Below are 12,705 nucleotides of genomic sequence, written 5' to 3'. Positions count from 1 at the left end.
CGATTTCGCCACCCCGGGGTGGCGAAGATCTTCACGAAGTGACAGCCGGCAGTATCAGGCACCGAACTCGTCTCTCGACACCCTGACGACGACCGTCTCGTCGACCGCACGCAGATCGTACTCGGGGATCGAATCGCCGGTCCGCGTCACCAGCATCGGCTCGACGAGTCGGGGTTCGGCGTCGTCGTCCTCGGGTGGCTCGACGCCGTACACCTTCAGGAACCGGTCGCGTTCGTCCTCGTCAACGGCGTCGTCGCGCATCGCCGTCGCCAGCGACCGCGAGAGCCACTCCGTCTCGCTGACCGACGGTTCAAGCACCATCGCGGCGTCGGTGAAGCGAACGAGATACCAGTTGAGGTCGTTACAAAGCGCCACGGCGGCCCCCAGGCTGACGGTCTCGACGGCCAGAGTGTTGGCGAACGGCTCGCGAATGTCGTAGGTCGCCAGCGCTTCCCGTGCGGTCTCGCGCGAGAGCAGTTCGTACCGGAGGTTGCAGTCCTCGGAGCCGACGAGACACACTCGCGCCATCGTGCTGTCCGAGACGGTCGCCGGGGATAGTGGTTTCGCTCTCAGCGGTCGCGGGCGACGACCTCGGCACGCTCGGCGACGGCCCGCGCACGCTCGAACAGGTCGTCGGGTTCGCGCTCGCGGACGGCGTGCAGGTCGGCGTTCGTCTCGGGCAGCGACGGCGCGACGCGGTTACAGCCGGTCGGGATCGTCGACGCCTCGAAGGTCCCGATCTCGCGGGCCAGCTGCGTGATCTCGGCTTTGTCGGCGGTCAGGTTCGGCCGGAAGACGGGACAGTCGACCGCCGCGTCCGTCACCGCGAGGTTGGCGCTCGTCTGGCTCGACTTCTGTCCGATCGCCTCGCCCGTTGCCACGCCGACGGCGTCGGTACGCTCGGCGATCCGGGCTCCGACGGCGAGCATGAACCGCCGCAGAGCGAGCATCCGCTGTGCGTCCAGCTCCGCTGAGAGCCGTTCCACGACATCCCCACCGTCGGCGATCCGGGCCGAGAGGTCGAAGTTCGGGACGTAGCTGGCGAGCGTCTCGGCGGTCGAGAGGGCTCGCGCGCGGTGGTCCGGACCGCCGTACGCTCCGAGGTCGACGTACACCGGCACGACGGGACAGCCGCGCTTGAGCAGCTTCCAGGCCGCGACGGGAGAGTCGATCCCCCCGGAGAGCAAGACGACGACGGGCTCCTGAGTCCCGACGGGGAGTCCACCGGGACCCGCCTGCTTGTCGAGAAACAGGTACGCGACCTCTCGACGACACTCGACGTGGAACGTCAGGTCGGGATCGTCGAGGTCGACCGCCGGATCGCCGCCCGCCGCTTCGATCGCGGCCCAGACGGCAGCGCCGCCGTCGGACTCGATGTCCTCGCTGGAGAAGTCGTGGGCAGACTGCTGGCCGGCCCGGCGGGCGTCGACGGCGAAGGTGCCACCGTCGAATCGCTCGCGTGCAATCTCTGCCAGCCCCTCACAGATGGCGTCCAGCGTCGGCTCGGTGCGGACGGCGGCGCTCGCAGAGACGACGCCGAAGGTGTCTGTCGCGGCCTCGACGGCGGCGCCGGGCTCGTCGGTGTGGACGAACAGCCGCGTCCGTTCTCGTTCGACCGAGCCGTCGACGCCGCGATCCGCGAGCAGCGCCGAGAGGTTCGTCGCCAGTCGCTCCTCCATCGATCGGCGCACCTGTTCGCTCTTGGTCCCGATCTCGCCGTGGCGAACGAGGACGATGTCGGCTCTCGGCGGGTGCATACCGATGCTTGACCGATCCGCGATAAAGGAATGTCGCCTCGTACGGAACGTTGTCGCTACGTACCGGTGAGCGTCGCCACGGGGTAGACGCTCACCGGTCCATCGCTACAACTGTCCGTATCAGACCGGGCTCCGCGGGTCACTCCGTTCCCCGCGTCGGTTCGAGGCCCGTCGCTCCCGATGGTCGCTTTGGCTCTCGCTGCTCGCGTGTCGTTCCCGCCGCTCTCTCCCGCTCGTAATTTCCGAGAGCCGCGCTCCCGATGGTCGCTTTGGCTCTCGCTTAGAACGTCGAGAGCTCACCGTCGACGACGCGTCGGGTGACGTTGGTCACGTCGGCCAACTCGTCGTCGATCGCGGCCTCGACCTCGTCCTCGAGGTCCGCGACGGTGACGCCGTCCTCGGTGACGAGTTCGGCGTCGGCGACGTGGGGCTGGTCGATCGGCGAGCCGATCTGAGAGAGCAGTCGGATCTGGAGTTGTTCGATGCCGTCGACCTCGTCGACGACGCTCTTTGCGATCTCCGTCGAGAGGAGGTTGTAGATCTTCCCGATGTGGTTGACCGGGTTCTTGCCGGAGGTGGCCTCCATACTCATCGGTCGGTTCGGAGTGATGAGGCCGTTCGCGCGGTTGCCACGGCCGACGGAGCCGTCGTCGCCCTGCTCGGCGGAGGTGCCGGTCGTCGTCAGGTAGATCGACCCCTCGTCGTAGTCGTCGGCGGTGTTGACGTGGACCGTCACCGCTCGGTCGGTGAACTCCGTGGCGAGGTCTTCGACGTACCGACGGACGCTGGCGACGGCATCCTTGTACGCTTCGAGGTCCTCGATGTGTCGATCCACCATCGCCGCGGCGACGGTCACGTCGATGTGGTCGTCCTCGCGCTTGCCCATCACCTTCACGTCCTGCCCGACCTCCGGGTGGTCGACCGAGTACTCGCCGTTGAGCCGTTGCTCGGTGGCTTTGACGATCTGTTCGGTTTCCGACAGCGGTGCGTGCCCGACGCCGTAGCTCGTGTCGTTGGCCATCGGCACGGCCCCCTCGTCGCCGAACACGTCCTGGAGGTCGCCGCTGCCCTCGCCGAGGCGAACGTCGACGACGATGTCCGTGCCGACGTCCAGATACGGGAAGTTCGCCTCCAGGTAGTCCCGCGCCGCTTCGAGCGCGATCGTCTCCGCGGGAATGCGCTCGCCCTCGTAGCTCTTGGTCGCCCGTCCGACGATCAGCAGATAGATCGGTTCCAGCACCTCGCCGCCGCCGAAGGCCGGAGCGGCGGTCCCGGCGACGAGCTGGCTCTCGTCGGTGTTGTAGTGCAGGACCGTTCCGAAGCGGTCGAGGTACGTCTGTGCGAGGGCCCGCGAGACCGTCTCCGCGACGCCGTCACAGATCGAGTCGGGATGACCGATCCCCTTTCGCTCGACGATCTCGACGCCCTGTTCCTCGACTGCCAGCCCAGAAGACGGCTGCACGTGGATGTTCCGATCTGTCATTGGTACTGCGTTCGATGGCCCCGGTTCTATAACTTGCGGAAACCAAATCCTCGGATATGATTACTCTCTCGCATCAGCGTCGGCGTCGTCGAGTAACAGCCCGAGGTACGAGGTCCGGATCTGGTCGTCGGGATTCAGTCCGAGATCGCGCATGAGATCGGCTGCCCCCTCGCGCGCGGCGTCGATCTTCTCGGCCTCGGTCTCGACCTCGACGAACGAGCCCGCGCCAGCCACCGAGTCGAGCGTGACCGTGTAGCCGTCGAGTCGATAGCGGTCGCGCTCTTTGCGAACCGTCGCCGCGGCCTCGAACCCGACCGACTCGAAGATCGCCGCCGCGTCGTCACCGTCACCGACCCCGGTCTCGATCTCCTCGCGGGTCTTCGACTCCGCGTCGACTTTGGGTCCCTTGTAGGTCATCACCGCCGAGGACTCGCCGTCGACGGTCTCGCGACGCACCCGCAGCGCCTCGTCGGTCTCGGCGAACTCCCTGTGGGGCGCGTCGTAGTACGTGTCTGCCTGTTCGACGGTGCCCAGGAACGTCGCCCCGAGCTCGTCGAGTCGCTCGCGCACGGGCTCGTGGTCGGTCTCGACCTTGAGTTCGACCTCGTACATACCCCGAGACTGACCGTCAGGGGATAAAATGCATTCGAGAACCACGGGAGCGAGCGCGATATCGGGTCCCGTCCGCCCCGGTCGCGCAGCCGAAACGTTGTTCTTAAGAGTGCAACGCCAGACCGATAGGGTATGAGTAACGAATCCGAGGCCGACGCGGACGAAGAACTCGAAGAGCAGGACGCAGAAGAATCAGCGGCCGATGAAGAGGAAGCCCAGGGATTCGAAGAGGGCGACTTCGTCGAGATGGCCTACACCGCACGCACCGTCGAGGGCGGCGACCTCGTCGACACGACAGACCCGGAAGTCGCAGAAGAGGAAGGCGTCGGCGAGGACCAGGAGTTCGCGCCGCGAACGATCGTGCTCGGCCAGGGCCACCTGTTCGAGGCCGTCGAAGAGGACGTCTACGGTGAGGAAGTCGGACACTCCGGCACCGTCACCGTCCCCGCGACCGAGGCCTTCGGCGAGTACGACGAGAGCGAGGTCCGTACCGTCGCGGCCGACAAGATCCCGGAAGACGACCGCTACCCCGGCGCACACGTCGACGTCGACGGCGAGCACGGCCACGTCGAGACGATCATCGGCGGCCGCGCGCGCGTCGACTTCAACCACCCGCTGGCCGGCGAGGACATCGAGTACGACTACGAGGTCCTCAGCGAGGTCGATGACCGCGAAGAGCAGGCCCAGGGCATCCTCTCGATGATGCTCGACATGGAGCTCGACGTGTGGTTCGAGACCGAGACCGTCGAGGAAGAGCAGCTCGTCGAGTCCGACGAGGACGACGAGGACGCCGAACCCGAGACCGAGACCGTCGAGGTCGAGAAGGACACGCTCTACATCGAGGCGACGCCCCAGCTGACGATGAACCAGCAGTGGATGATGGGCAAGCAGCAGATCGCCCAGCAGCTCACCCAGCTGCTCGACATCGACCGCATCATCGTGCAGGAAGAGCTCGGCGGTGGCGGCATGGGCATGCCCGGTATGATGGGCGGCATGGGCGGCGCTGGCGGCGCTGACATCGAGGACGCGCTCGAAGACGCGGACGTCGATGCCGACGAGATCATGGACGAGATCGAAGGCGCAGCCGACGAGTAAATCGCTCCCGCAACTTCTCCCGTTTTTTCACCCTCACCAGTTGCGTCGCTGTCGCGTAATCGGCCGTCCGCTCTGATACTACCGGCTGTAAATCTGTGAACGATTTCGCCACCCCGGGGTGGCGAAGATCTTCACGAAGTGACAGCCGGCAGTATGAATAGGCACCGAGAATCAGCCAGCGGTATCAGCGTCGTTCGACGAACGTCGCGTCGGCCGACGTGTGTCCCTGATTGAACGAGAGTACTTTCGCCTCGATCACGTCGCCTTTCGACAGTCCGCCGGGGAGGTCCTCGACGAAGAGGACGAATCCCTCGACCTTGCCGACGGCGACGCGCTCGCCCGAGTGGTGTTCGCTGAAGTCCGTGATCCCGAACGCGTACGTCTCGCCGATCTCGACGGGCGGATCGCGCTGCTGGGCCGCATCGTGGGCGCGTTTCGACTGGCGGCGATCCGAGGAGCCCCGCCATCGGTATACCACTACTACCAGCAACAGCCCGACAGCACCGACGATCCAGAGATACGGCGTGTCGATGCCGACGACCGGAAGCGTCTCCATATCCGTGACTGTGCGGGGTCGCTCAAATAAGTGTGAGTGTCCGGTCAGGCCGTTGGGTCTCTCACATCGAGTACGTCGCGAAGTCCACACCGAGCTCGTATCCGGCCGTTCGCGCCCGCTGCTTCATTTCCTCGGTCGACAGTCCGAGATACGCTTCGTTCAAGTGGGTCAGTACCGTTCGGTCGGCGTTCGAGTCGTCGACCAGCATTTCGAAGTCCACGTCGGCGTCGTAGATGTCTGGTCGATAGAACGCCGTCCCCTCGACGAGCAGCAGGTCGGCGTTTCGGTAAGCGTTGCCACCCGGTCGATCGGGACAGAATCGTTCGATGTCGGGCGCGTAAACGGCCGTCGAGTCGCCGTGACGGACGGTGAAACCCAGCGTGTCGAAGGTCGGTCGGCCGTGGGCGACCGGAAACGGAACGATTTCGAGGTCACCGACGTGGACGGTTCGGCCGTGTTCGAGGGTCTGTTCCTCGAACGAGCCCGTGAGATGTGGTCGTTCGGTCCGCAGGTGATCGGCGGCCGTCTCGGTCAGGTAGATACCGAAGTCGAACGCCGACGAGACGATGCCAAGTTCCTCGATGCCACCGGCGTGATCGTGGTGCCAGTGGGTCAAAAAGACGGCGTCGAGTTGGTCGATGCCTGTTTCACGGACCTGTTCTGGAAGGTCTGGACCGGCGTCGAACAGGACCGTCTGATCGTCGGTCTCGACGAGCAGGCCTGAGCGCCGACGGCGGGCGCCAGCGTTACAGTCGTCGAGAGAAAGGGTGAGCGGCGGTACGCCTGCGGCGTCGCCGGTTCCCAACAGTGTCACGTCCATACTCCCGGTCCGCTTCGTGGGGAAAAAATAGCCGCGATTCCGTTCAACTCACGAGAATGTGGGCGGCGATGTCCTCGCGGATGATCGTATCGCAGTACTCACAGCGGACGCCGTCGTCGAGCACCTCGAACGCCGAGTCGACGGGCTCGGACTCGGTCGTGATACAGTTGCGGTTCGGACACTCCAGGACGCCCTGGACGCGGCTGGGGCGTTCGACGCGGTGTTTCTCGGCCACGTCGAACTCCCGGACGATGTTGATCGTCGCGGCGGGTGCGATCAGCGACAGCACGTCGACCTCGTTCTGTGAGAGCTCACGGCCCTCGACTTTCACGATGTCTTTCTTCCCCAACCGGTCCGAGGGGATGTTCATCGCGACGGAGACCTCCTCGCCGCTGGTCCCGTCGATGCCGATGATCGCCAGCACGTTCAGCGCCTGGCCGCCGGGAATGTGGTCGATCACGGTGCCGTTGCGGATCTTGCTCACGCGGAGCTCGGGGTCGTCGCTCATTGTGACTCCTCCAGGACCATGTCCAGTAGCGCCATCCGAACGGGGACGCCGTTGTGTGCCTGCTGGAAGTACTGTGCGCCGTCGAGTTCGTCCACGTCGTGAGCGATCTCGTCGACCCGCGGGAGCGGGTGCATGACCGTCAGATCCTCGTTGTGCTCGCGGATCGTCGCCGCGTCGATCTGGTACTCCCCGGCGACCTCGTGGTACTCGCTCTCGTCGGGGAACCGCTCTTTCTGGATCCGGGTGACGTAGAGCACGTCCAGTTCCGACAGCACGTCGTCGAGGTCGGTGTGCTCGCGGACCTCCGCGCCGGACTCGTGGAGGTCGTACCGCACCGAGCGGGGCAGCTGGAGGCTCTCGGGGCTGACGAAGTGCTGGCGAGCGTCGAAGACGGTCAGGGCGTGGGCCAGCGAGTGGACGGTGCGGCCGTACTTCAGGTCGCCCATGATCCCGATCGAGAGGTCGTCGAACCCGGCGTTCTCGCGGATCGTGTACAGGTCCAGGAGCGTCTGTGTCGGGTGCTGGCCGGCACCGTCGCCCGCGTTGATCAGCGGCGCGTCGACGAACTCGCTGGCCATCTGGGCCGCGCCCTCGCTGGGGTGGCGCAAGACGAGCGCGTCGGCGTAGCCCTCGACGACGCGGACGGTGTCTGCCAGCGACTCGCCTTTCTTCACGCTGGAGGACTCGACCGTGCCCATGTCGACGATGTCGCCGCCGAGGCGTTTCATCGCCGCTGTGAAGCTCATCTTCGTCCGGGTACTGGGTTCGAAAAAGAGGAGCCCGAGCAGGGACCCCTCGTGTCGGTCCGCGTAGGCCGACGGATCCGCCGCGATCTCGGCAGCGCGGTCCAGCACCGCCTCGATGTCCTGGCGGGAGAGCTGTTTGGCGCTGATGATGTGGTCCTGGCGCATCGATAGGTACCGTGGCCGCGACGGCCTTGAATCTCCCGAACCGTCCCGAGCGTTCAAGACGGATGACGAGACAGTTCCCGCCATGCTCGCGATCGCAGGCGGTAAGGGCGGGTCGGGAAAGACCACGACGACGGCGTGTCTCGCTCGCGGGCTGGCGGGCGAGGAGCGTGCTCCGATCGCCGTCGACGGCGACTGTGACATGCCGGACCTGCACCTCGTCGCCGGAGCGTGCCCGCGGCCGGGTATCGGTGCCTACGAAGACGGAGCGTCCCTCGACGAAGTCACGCACTCGGCCGTGGAGTTGCCCGGCGTCGAGGTGCTGCCGGCAGGCCGTGGCGGCGTCGGGGCACTCGAAGCGACCCTAGAGCAGTTGGCCGCGACGCCGCGGCCGGTCGTCGTCGATACGCCAGCCGGCGCGTCGCCGGTCGTGGCGACCGCGTTGCGCGCGGCCGACGCGGTCGTCGTCGTCTCGACGGCCACGCCGGAGAGTCTCGAAGACGCAGCGAAGACGGCGGCCATGGCTCGGACGCTGGGGACCCGCGTCCTCGGTGCGGTGGTGACCCGGAGCGCGGGCCGGATCGAGCCGGAACCGCTGCTTGGCTGCCAGACGCTGGCCCACGTGCCGGACGTGACAGCGCCGCTGACCGACGAGACTGTGGCTGCGCGGTACGACCGCGTCGTCGACGAGGTGGCCGAACGGAATATTTAATCCGTGTCGGGACGTGTCTCACAGTGGCATGGTGAATCGTCTGCGGACGGGGATCGACGTTCTCGACCGCAAACTGGATGGGGGAATCCCGGAGGGGAGCATCGTGGCCCTGACGGCGGATCCAGCGAGCCAGGCAGAGCTGTTTCTGTACGAGTTGACCGCGACGCGGGGGACGCTCTGGCTCTCGCTGGACCGGACGGCCACCGCGGTGCAGGCGAGCATCGAGCAGACCCCGGCAGAGACCGGCGACCCGACGGTGCGACACATCTCGGGCGAAGCGCCGCTGGACAACGCTGGCAAACTGGTCAGTGCGCTCCCGGAGACGTCGAACCTGATCGTCGACCCGCTCGACGTGCTGGAGGCCCAGGAACCACACTCCCGGTTCCGTGCCTTCATGAACGACCTGCAGACACACATCGTCAACACGGGCAGCATCGCCATCCTCCACTGTCTGGACGGCCGCGAGGTCGCGTCGTTGCGAGACACGACCGAGCACTTCGCGGACGTCGTCTTCCAGCTCGACACCACCGTCTCCGGCGACGAAGTCGAGAACAGGCTGGCGATTCCGAAGTTCCGCGGCGGCCGCGCCCCCTCGGACGTGATCAAGCTCGATCTGGTCGAACAGGTCAGCATCGACACGTCCCGAGACATCGCGTAGTCGACCACCGGAGTTCCTTTGCCGACCCGCCGCCCAGTGTCGACGATGACAGTCGTCTTTGCCGGCGTCGGAGCCGACGACAGCAACGTCAACGCACATGCGCCGCTGTACCCGGACAGTCGCTTCGAGTACGTCCCGATCCCGGAGAAGACGCCCGACACCGACGAACCGGAGACGTTCGGATCGTGGGACCTGCGGTACGACGACCGGGTCGCCGCGGAGCTGACCGACCGACTCGACACCTATCCCGAGGACGGGAGCGCCGAGACGGTGCGTGACGAGGCCGTCCCAGACTGGCCGCTGCACCGCGACCCCAACTTCGAGGCGATGACCTACGGCGAGCACCGCGAGGGGTTCGGGCAGTACGTCTCGCGGCTCTCGCGCCTCGGCGAGGGCGACGTGGTTGCGTTCTACACCTCGCTCGTCGAGGAGGGGTCGGAGCGCAAACATCGCTATCTCGTCGGCTACTTCACCGTCGAGACGCGTACCGTGATCGAACCGGACGACCCGATCGACATGAAACGCGAGAAGCTCGCACGCCACCCCGAGAACGCCCACGCGAAGCGAGCGACGGACGGCGTCCCCTTCTACGACGACAAGCGGCTGGTGTTGCTCGACGGCCGCGCTCCCGGTGGGCTCTTCGAGCGCGATCCGATCAAGTTGAGCGAGTACCGCGACCGCCCGGACGGACCCGGCGGGTACTACCTCGACCCCGCCGTGGCCGAGCGCTTCGCCGTCTCGGAGGGGTCCGACTACATGACCCGAAAGCCCGCCCTGGTGAGCGAACTGGACGGCGAGGAGTTCGTCGAACTGGTGGGTCGACCGGGCGATCGCTAACGGCAGACAGCGTTCGTTCTCGTCTCGACGACGACCCGTACTGACGGGACTGGCAAGATTTATAATCCAGTGATATAACTAGCTTATCCATGACGACCCAGCTCCAGCGTGCCAGCGACGGAGAGATCACACCGGCGATGGAACGGATCGCAGAGCGTGAGAACGTCGACGCCGAGTTCGTCCGCCAGCAGGTCGCGGACGGGCAGGCCGTGATTCCGGCCAACGTCGGCCACGAGACGCTCGACCCGATGATCATCGGCCGGGAGTTCTCGACGAAGGTCAACGCCAACATCGGAAACAGCGAGGAGACGAGCGATCTCGACGGCGAACTGGAGAAGCTCCACACCGCGGTCCACTACGGCGCGGACACGGTGATGGACCTCTCGACGGGCGCGAACTTGGACGAGATCCGCGAGGCCAACGTCGACCACTCGCCCGTTCCCGTCGGAACGGTCCCCATCTACGAGGCCGTCAAGCGCGCCGGCAGCCCCGAAGAGATCACCCACGAGCTCCTGCTGGACGTGATCGAGAAGCAGGCCGAGCAGGGGGTCGACTACATGACGATCCACGCGGGCGTGCTGATGGAGCACCTCCCGCTGACCGACGGCCGCAAGACCGGGATCGTCTCTCGCGGCGGGTCGATCATGGCCAAGTGGATGGAGGAGAACGGGATGCAGAATCCCCTGTACACGAAGTACGAGGAAATCTGCGAGATCTTCCGCGAACACGACGTGACCTTCAGTCTCGGCGACGGCCTGCGGCCCGGCTGTATCGCCGACGCGAGCGACGAGGCCCAGTTCGCAGAGCTGGACACCCTGGGTGAGCTGACCCGCAAAGCGTGGGACGAGGGCGTCCAGGTGATGGTCGAGGGACCGGGCCACGTCCCGATGGACGAGATCGCGGACAACGTCGAGCGCCAGCAGGAGGTCTGTGACGGCGCGCCGTTCTACGTCCTCGGCCCGCTGGTGACCGACATCGCGCCGGGTTACGACCACATCACCAGCGCGATCGGCGCGACGGAGGCCGGACGCGCGGGCGCGGCGATGCTGTGTTACGTCACGCCGAAAGAACACCTCGGCCTGCCCGAGCGAGAGGACGTCCGCGAGGGACTCGCCGCATACCGGATCGCCGCACACGCCGCCGACGTTGCCAACGGCCGCGACGGAGCCAGCGACTGGGACGACGCTCTCTCCGAGGCCCGCTACGCCTTCGACTGGTCCGAACAGTTCGAACTCGCGCTCGACCCCGAGCGCGCCAAGGAGTACCACGACCAGACGCTACCGGGTGACAACTACAAGGACGCCCGCTTCTGTTCGATGTGTGGCGTCGAGTTCTGCTCGATGCGGATCGACCAGGACGCGCGGGAGGGCGACGAGATGGCGTCGATCGCCGACGAGACCGATCTCGAAGGGTCGGCGGCCGCGTCGGTGAACCGACCGCCCGTCGGCACCCACGACAGCGACGCCGAACTGCACCACCACGAGGGGCGACCTACCGTCGTCGGCGACGACGACTGATACTGTGGCGAGTGGACGACCCTCTCGGCGGCGGTCCGTGACCGACTGCTCGGGGCGACAGTCGCTCTCCCGCGACCCGAACCTATAAGGTTCCGTCAACTGCCACCTAGCATGTGGTTTACGAGACAGGTAACCGAACGATCGACGACGCTGTCGCCCGCGTGATCGACGGCGAACAGTTGGATCGCCGCGACGGGATCGCGCTGCTGGCCCAGCCCGTCGGCGAACTCGCAGCGGGAGCCGACTACGTCCGGTCACAGTTCGGTGACGGGACCGTCGACGCCTGCTCGATCGTGAACGCGAAGGCCGGCAACTGCGCCGAGGACTGTGGCTTCTGTGCCCAGTCGGTCCACTTCGACACCGGGATCGAGAACTACGGCTTCCTCGATCCCGAGGAGATCCTCGCCGCGGCCAAGCGCGCCGAACGCGACGGTGCCCAGCGCTTCGGGATCGTCGTCGCCGAGAAGGGCGTCTCGAAAGAGCACCGGCCCGAGGAGTGGCGCGAGGTGTTGCGAGCTATCAGGCTCGTCCGCGACGAGACGGCCGTAGAGGTCGACGCGAGTCTCGGCATCCTCACGGAGGAAGAAGCGGCCATCCTGGCCGACGAAGGACTCAACCACTACAATCACAACATCGAGACCTCGCCGCGCTTCTTCCCCGAGATCGTCGACTCCCACAGCTTCGAGGATCGGGTAGCGACCCTGGAAGTCGCCAAGGAGGCAGGCATGGACCTCTGTGCCGGCGTGATTCTGGGGATGGGCGAGTCCCCGGCGGATCGCGTCGACGCGGCGGTCGCCCTCCAGGACATCGGCGTGTCCTCGCTCCCGGTCAACATCCTCAATCCGGTCGCCGGGACGCCCCTCTCCGAGAAGCTGAACGGGACGGCCGACATCACGACCGAGGAGATCGTCGAGACGATCGCAGTGTACCGATTCCTCCACCCCGAGGCACGGGTCCGACTCACCGGCGGTCGGGAGGTCAACCTCGACGAGGACGAACAGCACCTCCCGTTCGAGGCGGGTGCCGACGGGATGCTCACCGGCGACTACCTGACGACGGACGGTCAGTCGCCCGGTGACGACATCGAGACCGTCGAGCGAGCGGGACTGGAGCCGAACATGGCCGAAAACGAGTTCGACCCGGCGGCGGTCAAGGAGCGAGACGGCGACGCAACAGATCCCGACGCCGTCGTCGAGACGGCGGCCGGGACGGCGACCAGCGAAGCGGAATCCGGAGACTGAC

14 protein-coding genes are annotated in these 12,705 nt (G+C 66.3%); 6 read left to right on the top strand and 8 right to left on the bottom strand.

Annotated features, from left to right (window positions below; translation table 11 throughout):
- Positions 1 to 54: 54 nt before the first annotated feature.
- From IL252_RS10865 to cyaB, 4 genes are all read right to left on the bottom strand, one after another.
- Positions 55 to 528, bottom strand: a complete 474-nt coding sequence (locus IL252_RS10865; RefSeq protein ID WP_015763262.1) for a DUF5804 family protein — start codon at positions 526 to 528, stop codon at positions 55 to 57.
- A gap of 41 nt (positions 529 to 569) precedes the next feature.
- Positions 570 to 1,757 carry a tRNA sulfurtransferase gene (locus IL252_RS10860; protein WP_208628014.1) on the bottom strand — a complete coding sequence of 396 codons (1,188 nt, stop codon included), beginning with the start codon at positions 1,755 to 1,757 and terminating at the stop codon, positions 570 to 572.
- 280 nt (positions 1,758 to 2,037) lie between these two features.
- The gene (locus tag IL252_RS10855; RefSeq protein WP_208628013.1) at positions 2,038 to 3,240 is read right to left on the bottom strand and encodes a methionine adenosyltransferase; all 1,203 of its coding nucleotides are present in this window, start codon (positions 3,238 to 3,240) and stop codon (positions 2,038 to 2,040) included.
- Between the two features lie 60 nt (positions 3,241 to 3,300).
- Positions 3,301 to 3,852, bottom strand: a complete 552-nt coding sequence (gene cyaB, locus IL252_RS10850; RefSeq protein ID WP_208628012.1) for a class IV adenylate cyclase — start codon at positions 3,850 to 3,852, stop codon at positions 3,301 to 3,303.
- A 132-nt stretch (positions 3,853 to 3,984) separates the two neighbouring features.
- On the opposite strand from cyaB, the gene IL252_RS10845 reads away from it, so the two are divergent.
- Positions 3,985 to 4,947 (top strand): peptidylprolyl isomerase, encoded by a 963-nt coding sequence (locus tag IL252_RS10845; RefSeq protein WP_170094283.1) that lies wholly within the window; start codon positions 3,985 to 3,987, stop codon positions 4,945 to 4,947.
- Positions 4,948 to 5,131: 184 nt separating this feature from the next.
- Here the strand turns inward: IL252_RS10845 and IL252_RS10840 are convergent, their stop codons facing one another.
- The 4 genes from IL252_RS10840 to pyrB form a co-directional block, all read right to left on the bottom strand.
- Positions 5,132 to 5,503, bottom strand: a complete 372-nt coding sequence (locus tag IL252_RS10840; protein WP_208628011.1) for a TRAM domain-containing protein — start codon at positions 5,501 to 5,503, stop codon at positions 5,132 to 5,134.
- 61 nt (positions 5,504 to 5,564) lie between these two features.
- Positions 5,565 to 6,323: an MBL fold metallo-hydrolase gene (locus tag IL252_RS10835; protein ID WP_208628010.1), complete on the bottom strand. Its 759-nt coding sequence runs from the start codon at positions 6,321 to 6,323 to the stop codon at positions 5,565 to 5,567.
- Between the two features lie 43 nt (positions 6,324 to 6,366).
- Positions 6,367 to 6,831, bottom strand: coding sequence for an aspartate carbamoyltransferase regulatory subunit (gene pyrI, locus IL252_RS10830; RefSeq protein WP_208628009.1), 465 nt, complete (start codon positions 6,829 to 6,831; stop codon positions 6,367 to 6,369).
- Complete coding sequence (gene pyrB / locus IL252_RS10825; protein ID WP_170094281.1) at positions 6,828 to 7,742, bottom strand: aspartate carbamoyltransferase; 915 nt, start codon at positions 7,740 to 7,742, stop codon at positions 6,828 to 6,830. Before pyrB ends, pyrI begins: the two co-directional genes overlap by 4 nt.
- Positions 7,743 to 7,824: 82 nt before the next feature.
- On the opposite strand from pyrB, the gene IL252_RS10820 reads away from it, so the two are divergent.
- From IL252_RS10820 to bioB, 5 genes are all read left to right on the top strand, one after another.
- On the top strand, positions 7,825 to 8,451 hold the full coding sequence (locus IL252_RS10820) for a cobyrinic acid ac-diamide synthase (RefSeq protein ID WP_208628008.1): 627 nt from the start codon (positions 7,825 to 7,827) through the stop codon (positions 8,449 to 8,451).
- A gap of 28 nt (positions 8,452 to 8,479) precedes the next feature.
- Positions 8,480 to 9,109: a transcriptional regulator gene (locus tag IL252_RS10815; protein WP_015763253.1), complete on the top strand. Its 630-nt coding sequence runs from the start codon at positions 8,480 to 8,482 to the stop codon at positions 9,107 to 9,109.
- A 45-nt stretch (positions 9,110 to 9,154) separates the two neighbouring features.
- Complete coding sequence (locus IL252_RS10810; protein WP_208628007.1) at positions 9,155 to 9,946, top strand: hypothetical protein; 792 nt, start codon at positions 9,155 to 9,157, stop codon at positions 9,944 to 9,946.
- A gap of 89 nt (positions 9,947 to 10,035) precedes the next feature.
- Entirely contained in the window at positions 10,036 to 11,463 is a 1,428-nt protein-coding gene (gene thiC / locus IL252_RS10805) for a phosphomethylpyrimidine synthase ThiC (RefSeq protein ID WP_208628006.1), read from the top strand.
- Positions 11,464 to 11,576: 113 nt separating this feature from the next.
- Positions 11,577 to 12,704, top strand: a complete 1,128-nt coding sequence (bioB, locus tag IL252_RS10800; RefSeq protein ID WP_208628005.1) for a biotin synthase BioB — start codon at positions 11,577 to 11,579, stop codon at positions 12,702 to 12,704.
- The last annotated feature ends 1 nt before the right edge of the window (position 12,705 follow it).

The sequence above is a fragment of the Halomicrobium sp. IBSBa genome (assembly GCF_017612575.1).
Lineage (GTDB): Archaea > Halobacteriota > Halobacteria > Halobacteriales > Haloarculaceae > Halomicrobium.
Note: the sequence above shows the minus strand (reverse complement) of the source record. Positions and strands in the feature narration are given on the sequence as shown.

Coding starts and splice junctions, on each gene's coding strand:
- pyrI (WP_208628009.1), bottom strand. CDS start 6,831: ATGAGCGACGACCCCGAGCTCCGCGTGAGCAAGATCCGCAACGGCACC.
- thiC (WP_208628006.1), top strand. CDS start 10,036: ATGACGACCCAGCTCCAGCGTGCCAGCGACGGAGAGATCACACCGGCG.
- cyaB (WP_208628012.1), bottom strand. CDS start 3,852: ATGTACGAGGTCGAACTCAAGGTCGAGACCGACCACGAGCCCGTGCGC.
- IL252_RS10815 (WP_015763253.1), top strand. CDS start 8,480: ATGGTGAATCGTCTGCGGACGGGGATCGACGTTCTCGACCGCAAACTG.
- IL252_RS10865 (WP_015763262.1), bottom strand. CDS start 528: ATGGCGCGAGTGTGTCTCGTCGGCTCCGAGGACTGCAACCTCCGGTAC.
- IL252_RS10835 (WP_208628010.1), bottom strand. CDS start 6,323: ATGGACGTGACACTGTTGGGAACCGGCGACGCCGCAGGCGTACCGCCG.
- IL252_RS10840 (WP_208628011.1), bottom strand. CDS start 5,503: ATGGAGACGCTTCCGGTCGTCGGCATCGACACGCCGTATCTCTGGATC.
- IL252_RS10855 (WP_208628013.1), bottom strand. CDS start 3,240: ATGACAGATCGGAACATCCACGTGCAGCCGTCTTCTGGGCTGGCAGTC.
- IL252_RS10810 (WP_208628007.1), top strand. CDS start 9,155: ATGACAGTCGTCTTTGCCGGCGTCGGAGCCGACGACAGCAACGTCAAC.
- IL252_RS10845 (WP_170094283.1), top strand. CDS start 3,985: ATGAGTAACGAATCCGAGGCCGACGCGGACGAAGAACTCGAAGAGCAG.
- pyrB (WP_170094281.1), bottom strand. CDS start 7,742: ATGCGCCAGGACCACATCATCAGCGCCAAACAGCTCTCCCGCCAGGAC.
- IL252_RS10860 (WP_208628014.1), bottom strand. CDS start 1,757: ATGCACCCGCCGAGAGCCGACATCGTCCTCGTTCGCCACGGCGAGATC.
- IL252_RS10820 (WP_208628008.1), top strand. CDS start 7,825: ATGCTCGCGATCGCAGGCGGTAAGGGCGGGTCGGGAAAGACCACGACG.